Annotated in this window: 8 protein-coding genes; 4 read left to right on the top strand and 4 right to left on the bottom strand. The window is 70.0% G+C overall.

Annotation, left to right across the window (positions count from 1 at the left end):
• Positions 1-27: 27 nt before the first annotated feature.
• Positions 28-1,410 carry an MFS transporter gene (locus Y706_RS0114400; RefSeq protein ID WP_028277130.1) on the bottom strand — a complete coding sequence of 461 codons (1,383 nt, stop codon included), beginning with the start codon at positions 1,408-1,410 and terminating at the stop codon, positions 28-30.
• 131 nt (positions 1,411-1,541) lie between these two features.
• On the opposite strand from Y706_RS0114400, the gene Y706_RS0114395 reads away from it, so the two are divergent.
• Positions 1,542-2,459: a LysR family transcriptional regulator gene (locus Y706_RS0114395; protein ID WP_028277129.1), complete on the top strand. Its 918-nt coding sequence runs from the start codon at positions 1,542-1,544 to the stop codon at positions 2,457-2,459.
• A 28-nt stretch (positions 2,460-2,487) separates the two neighbouring features.
• Here Y706_RS0114395 and Y706_RS0114390 read toward each other — a convergent pair whose 3' ends face one another.
• Positions 2,488-3,471, bottom strand: coding sequence for a spermidine synthase (locus Y706_RS0114390; protein ID WP_028277128.1), 984 nt, complete (start codon positions 3,469-3,471; stop codon positions 2,488-2,490).
• Between the two features lie 177 nt (positions 3,472-3,648).
• Between Y706_RS0114390 and Y706_RS0114385 the strand changes: the two genes are divergently transcribed.
• Together Y706_RS0114385 and Y706_RS0114380 are read left to right on the top strand one after the other, a co-directional pair.
• Entirely contained in the window at positions 3,649-4,560 is a 912-nt protein-coding gene (locus Y706_RS0114385; protein WP_028277127.1) for a universal stress protein, read from the top strand.
• A 54-nt stretch (positions 4,561-4,614) separates the two neighbouring features.
• A complete protein-coding gene (locus Y706_RS0114380; protein WP_028277126.1) occupies positions 4,615-5,622 on the top strand; it encodes a zinc-dependent alcohol dehydrogenase family protein in 1,008 nt (335 codons plus the stop codon).
• A 180-nt stretch (positions 5,623-5,802) separates the two neighbouring features.
• On the opposite strand, the gene Y706_RS0114370 is transcribed toward Y706_RS0114380, so the two are convergent.
• Positions 5,803-6,768, bottom strand: coding sequence for a polysaccharide deacetylase family protein (locus tag Y706_RS0114370; RefSeq protein ID WP_028277125.1), 966 nt, complete (start codon positions 6,766-6,768; stop codon positions 5,803-5,805).
• A gap of 63 nt (positions 6,769-6,831) precedes the next feature.
• A complete protein-coding gene (locus Y706_RS0114365; protein ID WP_028277124.1) occupies positions 6,832-7,923 on the bottom strand; it encodes an SDR family oxidoreductase in 1,092 nt (363 codons plus the stop codon).
• 213 nt (positions 7,924-8,136) lie between these two features.
• Here Y706_RS0114365 and Y706_RS25590 point away from each other — a divergent pair.
• Positions 8,137-9,773 (top strand): heavy metal translocating P-type ATPase (locus Y706_RS25590; RefSeq protein ID WP_043436205.1); only part of this gene is annotated, 1,637 nt, incomplete at its 3' end.

Below are 9,773 nucleotides of genomic sequence, written 5' to 3'. Positions count from 1 at the left end.
CTGGAGCCGGCCCAAAACTCAAGCAGCTCAGCGGGTGGCTGCTACGGGCAGGCCTTCGCGTTCGGCGTCGGCCCGGTCCACGTCCTCCAACGCGATGCCCTTGGTTTCCTTCAGGGTCAGCACTGCGACGGTGGTGATGGCGCAGGCGACCAGCAGGTAGATCGCGGTAGGCAGCCAGGAGCCGGTGTCCTTGAGCCACTGGGTGGCCAGGAGCGGCGCCAGCGAACCGGCGAAGATCGAGGTGACCTGCGAGCCAAGGGAGACCCCGGCGTAGCGCATCCGGGTCGGGAACAGCTCCGACATGAGGGCGGGCTGGCCGGCATACATGAAGGCGTGCAGGCACAGGCCGATCGTGACGGCCAGGACGATGATCACCGGGTTGCGGGTATCGAACATCGGGAAGGCGAAGAACGGCCAGGTGGCACCTGTGACGGCACCGATGAGGTAGACCGGCTTCCGGCCCCAGCTGTCCACGAGGCGCCCGACCTGTGGGATGACCAGGAAGTGGACGACGTGGGCGATCAGCAGGGCCAGCAGCAGCGAGGAGGTGTCGTACTTGTGCACGGACTTCAGGTAGACGATCGCGAAGCTGACCACGAGGTAGTACATGATGTTTTCCGCGAACCGGAGCCCCATGGCCTGCAGGATGCCCTTGGGGTATTTGCGGATGACTTCGCGGACGCCGTAGCTGGCGGACTGATCCTCTTCCAGCTGGGCCTTGGCCTCGAGGAAGATGGGCGATTCGGAGACGTGGGTGCGGATGTAGTAACCGACGAACACGATCACGGCGGAAAGCCAGAACGCCACCCGCCAGCCCCAGCTGAGGAAGTCGGCGGAGCTGAGCACGTTGGACATGATGAACAGGACCAGGGTGGCCAGCAGGTTGCCCACGGGAACGGCGGCCTGGGGCCAGCTGGACCAGAAGCCACGGGACTTGTTGGGGCTGTGCTCGGCGACGAGCAGGACTGCGCCGCCCCATTCGCCGCCGAGGGCGAAGCCCTGGATGAAGCGCAGGAGGACCAGCAGCGCCGGCGCCAGGTAGCCGAGGGTGGCGAAGCCCGGGAGGCAGCCCATCAGGAAGGTGGAGACACCGATGATGATGATGGTGAGCTGCAGGGTGGGCTTGCGGCCGAGCTTGTCGCCGATCTGGCCGAAGACAATGCCGCCCAGGGGTCGGGCCACGAAACCGACGGCGTAGGTCAGGAACGCCTGGATGATGCCGTCCAGCTCGTTGCCCGTGGCGGGGAAGAAGTACTTGCCGAACACCAGGGTGGCGGCGGTGGCGTAGAGGAAGAATTCGTACCACTCGACGACGGTTCCCACCATCGATGCGGCGACGATTTTCTTGAGCCCGGAACCCTTGGATGCGGGTGCTGCGGCGGTTGTTGCAGAGCGTTCGTTTACGCTCATCTGATTCTCCTTAGTGTCCACGGTGACACGCGCTGTGACGCACAGCACTGAAATGGCTTCATTGAGTATTGCCGCACATCCACGGCGATTCAATGGCCAAACCAGCACCCGCTATGTGCAGAATTGCAGATATGAACGCCAATCCCGATGACCTGCTGGTCCTGCTCGCGGTCTCCCGTTCGGCTAAATTCACGACGGCGGCACAAACGCTCGGACTGAACCACACCACCGTTTCCCGCCGGATCGCGGCGCTGGAGAAGGCGCTGGGTGGCCGCGTGCTCTCGCGCGCCTCGGGAGGCTGGGAGCTCACCGAACTCGGTGCCGAGGCCGTTCGGGTGGCCGAGCAGGTCGAGAGTGCCGTGCGCACCCTGGAGCAGCCCGGGCACACCCCGGACCCCATCACCGGCGTCGTTCGGATGACCGCGACGGATGGATTCAGCGCCTACATCGCCGCCCCGGCCGTGGCCCGGCTCCGCCGCGACCATCCCGGCCTCAGCGTCGAGATCATCACCGTGACGCGCCGGGCGCTCCAGCAGCGGTCCGGCCTGGACATCGAGGTGGTGGTCGGCGAGCCGCAGGTGCACCGGGCAGAGGCCGCGCGGCTCGGCGAGTACATGCTGGGAATGTACGCCTCCCGCGGCTACCTCGCCGAGTACGGCACCCCGGCCACCGTGGAGGAACTGACGGCCCACTCGCTGGTCTACTTCGTCGATTCGATGCTGCAGGTGGACGATCTGGACGCCCCGCGGCGGCTGGTGCCCACCATGCGGGACGGGCTGAGCTCCACCAACGTCTTCGTCCACGTGGAGGCCACCCGGGCCGGCGCCGGGATTGGGTTCCTGCCCTGTTTCGCGGCCGACCTGCACCCGGACCTCGTCCGGCTCCTGCCGGAAGAATTCGCGGAGCTGCTGCCCTACTGGATGGTGCTCCGGCCCGATTCGATGCGCCGGCCGGCGGTGGCCGCGCTCGTGCAGGCGCTGCGGGAGCAGACCGCGGCGCACCGCGATGCCCTGCTGGGCCGGGGAGCAGCCCCATCGATTGCTCCGTAGCCGCCTTTATCGTGCCGCAAAAGGGCCGCTACGGAGCAGTCGGTGTCCCTGGGCGGGGCCGAGCCGGGGGCTCGGCGGGCGGCTGAGCGGGAACGGGCGGTTCCGCGGCCGGCTCAGCGAGCACGGGCGACTTCGGGTCATGCCGGACGGCGGCGCCGGCCGCGAACGCCCGCACCTTTTCGTCGTTCCAGATGTGGGCCGGCACCGCACCGCCGAGCAGGCGCCGCGCGAGGCCGGGGTCGTCGTCGAACGGGACATCGCTGCCGGCCATGACCATGTTGCCGAAGCGCCGGCCCTTCAGCATGGCCGGATCCGCGATGATCACGGTGTAGGCAAAGGCGTCGGCGATGGTCGCGGCGTCCTCGCGGGCATTCTTGAGGTCCGGGGCGTCGCCGGAGTTGACTACATATATCCCGCCGGGGGCCAGGACGCGCTTGGCGTGCTCGATGAATTCCCGGGTGGTCAGCGGCCGCGGGGTCAGCGAGCCGGCGAAGACGTCGCGGATGATCAGGTCCCGGGTCTGCGGGGTCAGGCTCTCGGTGACCTCGCGGGCCTCTCCCACGCGCAGGCGCAGCAACGGCGCCTTGGGCAGGTCGAACCAGCCCCGGACGTAGTCGGCGAGCTTGCCGTCCAGCTCCACCACCACCTGGCGGGCGTCCGGGTAGGCGGCGTGGAAATAGCGCGCCAGTGAGCATGCTCCCCCGCCAAGGTGCAGGGCGCGCAGCTTGGGCCCAGGCTCCCGCGGCCAGCGCGACTCCACCAGGGCTGCCATCCAGCGCATGTACTCGAAGTCCAGGAACAACGGGTCCGCGAGGTCAATGTGCGAGCTCATGACGCCGTTGATGCGCAGGAGCCAGCCGGTGGAATTGTCCTGGTCCGGGATCAGCTCGCAGTCCCCGGTATCGATGTAGTACACCCCGGCCAAAGGACCGGCCGGGCGGGACCCCTTGGGCACTTCCACCACCCCCGGCCCGGCGGTTTGGGCGCCCCGCCCTTTGCCCCGCTTGGCCATCAGCTATCCCCCGCATTGTGCATGTTTCAACCCTAGTTCACCGGCGGCCCCGTACGCGGCTCCGGACGCGGCCAGCCCGCGGGACCAAAGCCCCTACCCATTCCCGGGCCGCAGGGTTCTACTGGGGCTGCACATAGTGCCGGGCGAAGGGGTGCGTCCGACGAGCCGGGAGGAAAAATGTCGGCACCCACAGGGCAGCAGGGCGGCACCGTGGCGGTCGGCTACGGCGGGTCCGGGGCCGCCCAACTCGCCGTTCGCTGGGCGGCCGAATACGCGGCCGCGGCCGGGCTGGACCTCCTGGTGATCCATGCCTGGGTGTGGCCGGTTTTCACCAAGAACCTGGGCCCTGTCAAGGGCGTGGCCGGCAGCGGGCTGCGGCATTCCGCGGAAGCCGTCCTCGCCGAGGGCATCGAGCTGGCACGCGGCGCCGCACGCGAAGCGGCCGCTGGCGCACCGCCGGGGGCCGAGCGCGCCGTCACCGGGCAACAGCCGGAACGTCCGGGCCCCGCCGTCGACGGCGTCATGGAGGCCGGGCTCCCGGCGCCCGTGCTGCGCGACGCCTCCCGGGACGCACGGCTGCTGGTAGTGGGCAGCCGGGGCCTCGGCGCCGTCCTGGGCCAGGTGGCCGGCTCGGTCTGCGTCGATCTGGCCGGTTCGGCACCCTGCCCGGTGATGATAATCCGGCGCCCGCGCCGCCGGGCCCACCCCGTCGTGGTGGGAGTCGACGCCTCGCCCCGCAGCCCCGCCACGGTGGCCGAGGCCATCCGGTTGGCCAAAGTCCTCGGCGCCCCGCTGCACCTCGTCCATGTCGATCCATTGCGCGGCGGGGCACGGGAAGAGCACGGCCGCCATGCCCTGCTCCACGGCCAGGAGCTGCTCGAGCGCGCCATCGACGAGGCCCGCGGGATGGCGCCCGGGCTGGAGGTTGCCGGCGCCCTGCGTGAGGGCCATGCGGCCCGGGAGCTCCTCGACGCCGCGGACGACGCCGACGTGCTGGTGCTCGGGACCCACAACCCTGCGGCCGGAGCCGGCAACACGGTCTCCGCCGTGCTGCACAAGGCGCGCTGCAACGTGCTGGTCACCCGCTAGCCGCCGCGAGCGCAACCGATTCGGACCTGCAGACGCTGCAAGAAGGAGGCCGCGGTGCGAGCATGGCAAGTTGGACTTCCGGGGCCCATGTCCAGCGGCCCCCTCGTTGCCGCCGACCGCCCGGATCCTGTCCCGGGACGCGGCGAAGTCCTGCTGAAAGTGCGGGTCTGCGGTGTGTGCCGCACGGACTTGCACCTGGCCGAGGGCGACCTCACGCCGCGGCACGCCGGGGTCATCCCGGGCCACGAGGTAGTGGGTGAGGTGATCGGGCAGGGACCGGGGGCCGCCAGGTTCGGCACCGGCGAACGGGTGGGCGTGGCCTGGCTGGGCGGCACCTGCGGCGCCTGCCGGTTCTGTCTGCGCGGCCAGGAAAACCTCTGCCTGTCCCCCACGTTTACCGGCTGGGACCGCGACGGCGGGTACGCCGAGCTCATCACCGTGGCGGAGAACTTCGCCTACCGGATCCCCGAGACGTTCAGCGATGAGGAGGCTGCGCCGCTCCTGTGCGCAGGCATCATCGGCTACCGGGCCCTGACCCGGGCCGAACTGCCGATCGGCGGACGGCTGGGCATCTATGGGTTCGGCGGCTCCGCGCATCTGGCGGCGCAAATTGCCCTCTACCGGGGTGCCCGCGTGTACGTCATGACCCGGTCCGCGCAGGCTCGCGCGCTGGCCCTGGACCTCGGCGCGACGTTCGCGGGCGGGGCCGAGGAGCAACCGCCCGATCCCCTGGATGCCGCGATCCTCTTCGCCCCCGCGGGCGGGCTGGTGCCGGTGGCGCTCCGGGCCCTGGACCGCGGCGGGACGCTCGCCGTCGCGGGCATCCACCTGAGCGATATTCCGTCGCTGCACTACGCCGACGAGCTCTTCGAAGAGCGCCAGTTGCGCAGTGTCACAGCCAACACCAGGGCCGACGGCGAGGAGTTCTTCCGGATTGCCGCCGAGATCCCGCTCCGCCCGACCACTGTGGCGTACCCGTTCGAGGCCGCGGACCGGGCCCTGCGGGACCTGGCGGAGGACCGGATCACCGGAGCAGCCGTGCTGCACATGGACGCGACATAGCCCGGAACCACCGCAAGCAAGTCACCGCACCGACGCCGGGGACACGCTTCGGCGCGTCAGCCGGGCGTCCCGGCGTCCCGGCGGAACTCGTGCTCCTGGCCCGCCCGGAGCAGCACCTTCTCGACGCCCACCCGCACCAGCACCGGAGCCGCGCGACAGTGGCGTTGGGCCCGGCTGCGCTCAGCCCAGGAGCGCATCGAGGGTGGTGAAGCCATAGCCGGCCTGGCGGATGCGGCTGATGACCTGGGGCAGGGCAGCGGCGTCCAGGGTGGTGCCGTCGTCGGGGTTGGAGCCGATGTGCATCAGGACAATTTCCCCCGGCTGCAGGCCCGCCAGGACGCGGTCCGCCACGACCTGCGCCGTCACTCCGCTGCTGGTGCCTTTCCAGCCCAGGGTGTCGACGCTCCAGCGCACCGGAAGGTAGCCGAGGTTGTTGACGGTGGCGATGGTCCTGGCGTCGCGGTCGCCGAAGGGAAACCGGAAGAGCGGCCGCGGGTCAGCCCCGGCCGCCCGGATGGCCTCTTCGGCCGACCGGACCTGGTCCCTGATGCCGACGTCGGGCAGCCCGGTGAATGCCGGATGCGTCATGGAATGGTTGCCCACCCGGTGCCCGCCGGCAACGATCGCCGCCACTCCTCCGGGGTTCGCGGCAGCCCAGCTGCCGGTAAGGAAGAACGTGGCCCGCACGTCCGCGGCGGCAAGACTCTGCAGGATGCTCGGCAGTCCGGCAGCGTTGGCGCCGGCGTCGAAGGTCAGGGCCACTACGGTTCCGGCGCCCGGGATGCTCTCGACGTCGTGGCCGGCGAGCGCGGCGGGGAACCGCGCCGCGGGGGGCACGGTAGCGGGAGCCGTCGGTGCCCGGGTCGGCGGGGGGACGGGACCCGGCTCGGCCGGAACTGGTCCGCTGGTATTCGGGGCCGGCGATGCCGAGGTCGGTTCAGGGGACGGGGAGGCAGGGGGCGCGGTCCCGGAGGCACTTGCGCTGACGGGTCCGGATACCGGTGCGGTGACGGGCGCAGATGGGGGCGGTGACGCAGTCGGCGCCCCCTGAAGCAGCACGACCGCGGCACCGGCGGCCAGAAACAGCGCAACCACCACGGCCGCGATCACCAACAGCCGGCGGCGGCCCGCGGTCATGGACCCCATGCTTCACCTTGGCATCACGCGCTACGGCAGGCCAGGGCTCAAAGGCCCCGCCCGTGCCGCAGCCTAGGAGGCCGCCGGAATCAGGCCGTCCGCACGGTACCGGTCGAACAGCTGCAGGAATGCGTCTTCCGTGCGGCGGTACCCGGTGAAACCGGCGAGCCGGCTCTTGCTCATGTCCGTGACCACCTCGAGGTTCCGGCCCAGGTCGCCGTCCGTGTGCCACCAGGAGGCGACCTGCGCGAGGTCGGGTTCGGCCAGCCCATGGCGGGCGGCGATGGCCGACCACACGCCTTCCATGCCGCGCATTTGCTGCTCCAACGGCCGCGGTTCGTTGCTGTAACCTACCGGCTCGACCCCGAAGTAGCCGGCCAGCGCAGGCCACATGCGCCGCCAGCGGAAGACATCGCCGTTGACGATGTTGTAGGCCTGGTCGCCAACGTTGTCCGCCGTGGCCGCCCAGATCATGTGGTCCGCCAGCAGTCCGCTGTCGGTCATGTCCGTGAGGCTGTTCCACTGCGTCTCGGAGCCCGGGAAGATGAACGGCTGGCCCAGTTCCTTACAGATGGCTGCCTGGACGGCGAGGGTGAGCCCCATGTTCATGGCGTTCCCGACCGCATGCCCGATCACCGTATGCGCCCGGTGCACGGACCAGCCAAAGCCCTGCGTCGCGGCCGCAGCCCACAACTCGTCTTCCTGGGCGTAGTAGAAGTTCGGCGTCGGCAGCCTCGGCTCGCTCTCCCGAAAGGGGGTGTCCGGCATTTCCCCGGCCGCATACGCCTCAAACGGGCCCAGATAGTGCTTCAGCCCGGTCATGAGGGCGACGTGCTTCACAGGCTTGCCGTTGAGGCTGGCGAGCACGTTCCGCAGCATGCCCGCGTTTGTGTCTATGTTCTCTTGTTCGGTCTTCCGCCTGGACCAGGCGGTGTAGAACACATGGGTGGGTGAAACATCTGCCAGGGCCTCGCGCAGGTTCTCCACGGATGTCAGATCCGCGCTCACATGGCGTACGTCACGGCGGCGGAGGGGATTGCGGGAGAGCCCCACCACGTCCCAGCCCTCCTCGGCGAGCCTGTCCACCAGGGCGGCTCCGGCAATTCCGCTTGCCCCCACCACCAGGGCGGTCCGGGTGTCGACGGTCTCTGAACTGCTTCGCACGTCATTCCTCCTGGCATCGCTTGTGCTGCTCCGCGCCCTTTGCCTGTATCGGGTCCCTGCGCGCCGGCCCGCTTGATCGAAACGGCTGCTCGTCCAGCCTCTCATGCCGGGGTCCGGCGACGGTCCGGGAGGCCGTCCCGGCAAGCCGGTCGCGGCCGCGCAGTAGGATTCAGGGAGACGCCAAAACTGATACGAAGCTAAGGCGGAACATCCGTGAAATTCGTACTCCGGTATCCGCTCGTGGCCGGGACCCTCGTCGTCCTGATGGCGGTGCTGGTCTTGCTGTTCTCCGGGCAGGAAGGCATAGCCCGGGCCGCTGCGAGCGTCTATGCCCTGACCGTGGCGGCCTACCTCGCCGTCGGGATGGCGCGCCGGCTCGCAGGCGGGCAGTTCGGCATCGACATCCTGGCCGTCACCGCAATCGTCAGCACCGTGCTGGTGGGCGAGTACGTCGCCTCGATGATCGTCGTACTCATGCTCGCGGGCGGCACTGCCCTTGAGGACTACGCCGCCGGCAGGGCCAAGGGCGAACTCACCGCATTGCTCGAACGCGTCCCGCAGACGGCCCACCGGGAGCGCAACGGCTCCCGCGCCGCCGGAACCCACACAGCCGGAACCCACACAGCCGGACCCCCCGCCGCCGGAACCCAAACGGAGAGCCAACACGAGGACGTGGCGGCCGCCGACGTCGAGATCGGGGACATCCTGCTGGTCAGGCCCGGCGAGGTGGTCCCGCTGGACGGCGTCCTGCTCTCCGAGTCCGGCTCTTTCGATGAGTCCTCACTCACCGGGGAGAGCCTGCCGGTGGAGCGGTCCGCCGGGGACGGCCTCATGAGCGGTTCGCTGAACGGTGAGGCCGCCGTCCGGATGCGGGTCACGGCGCGCATGGAGGATTCGCAGTACAGCCGGATCGTCGCCCTCGTGCAGGAGGCAGCGGACAGCAAGGCGCCCATGGTCCGGCTCGCTGACCGCTATGCCGTGCCATTCACGGCCCTCGCGTACGTGCTCGGCGCCGTGGGCTGGATCATCAGCGGCAGCCCGGAACGCTTCGCCGAGGTCCTCGTGGTGGCCACGCCGTGCCCCCTGCTGATCGCAGCGCCGGTGGCGTTCCTCGGCGGCATGAGCCGCGCCGCTCACTCCGGCGTCATCGTCAAGTACGCCGGGGTGCTGGAACAGCTGAGCCGGATCAAGACGGCCGCCTTCGACAAGACAGGGACCCTCACGTACGGCCGCCCGTCCCTGCTGCGTATCCGGACCGCCGGGCCCCTCGCAGAGGACGAGGTCCTGCAGTTGGCGGCGTCCGCGGAACAGTATTCCTCGCATGTCCTGGCCGCCTCAGTGGTGGAGGCCGCCCGGAACCGGGCCCTGCCCTTCGCGGCCGCCACCGAAGCCACCGAATTCGCCACCCACGGGGTCCGTGCCAGGTTCGACGGCCAGGACGTGGTGGTGGGCAAGCCCGCGTTCGTCGCAGAGTGGGCGTCCGGCGTGGTGGAGGCTGGGCTGGCCAGCGGCGAGCTCGCCATCTACGTCGGTGCCGGCGGAAAATTCGTGGGCGCCCTGGTGATGAGCGATCCCATCCGCAAAGAGACCCGCCGCACCCTCACCGACCTCAAGGCCCTGGGCGTACGCCGAACGGTCATGCTGACCGGTGACGCGCTCGCCACGGCCCGGCACATCGCGGACGAGGCAGGGCTCACCGACGTCCGCGCCGAGTGCCTGCCGCGGGACAAGGTCGAGGCCGTCAGGTCGCTGCCGGACCGTCCGGTCATGATGGTCGGCGACGGCGTCAACGATGCCCCCGTCCTGGCGGTCGCCGACGTCGGAATCGCCATGGGCGCCCGCGGCTCGAC

This window comes from Arthrobacter sp. I3 (assembly GCF_000520575.1).
GTDB classification, from domain to species: Bacteria; Actinomycetota; Actinomycetes; order Actinomycetales; family Micrococcaceae; genus Arthrobacter; species Arthrobacter humicola_A.
This window is presented reverse-complemented; position numbering and strand designations above follow the sequence as displayed.

Coding starts and splice junctions, on each gene's coding strand:
- Y706_RS0114400 (WP_028277130.1), bottom strand. CDS start 1,410: ATGAGCGTAAACGAACGCTCTGCAACAACCGCCGCAGCACCCGCATCC.
- Y706_RS0114395 (WP_028277129.1), top strand. CDS start 1,542: ATGAACGCCAATCCCGATGACCTGCTGGTCCTGCTCGCGGTCTCCCGT.
- Y706_RS0114390 (WP_028277128.1), bottom strand. CDS start 3,471: ATGGCCAAGCGGGGCAAAGGGCGGGGCGCCCAAACCGCCGGGCCGGGG.
- Y706_RS0114385 (WP_028277127.1), top strand. CDS start 3,649: ATGTCGGCACCCACAGGGCAGCAGGGCGGCACCGTGGCGGTCGGCTAC.
- Y706_RS0114370 (WP_028277125.1), bottom strand. CDS start 6,768: ATGGGGTCCATGACCGCGGGCCGCCGCCGGCTGTTGGTGATCGCGGCC.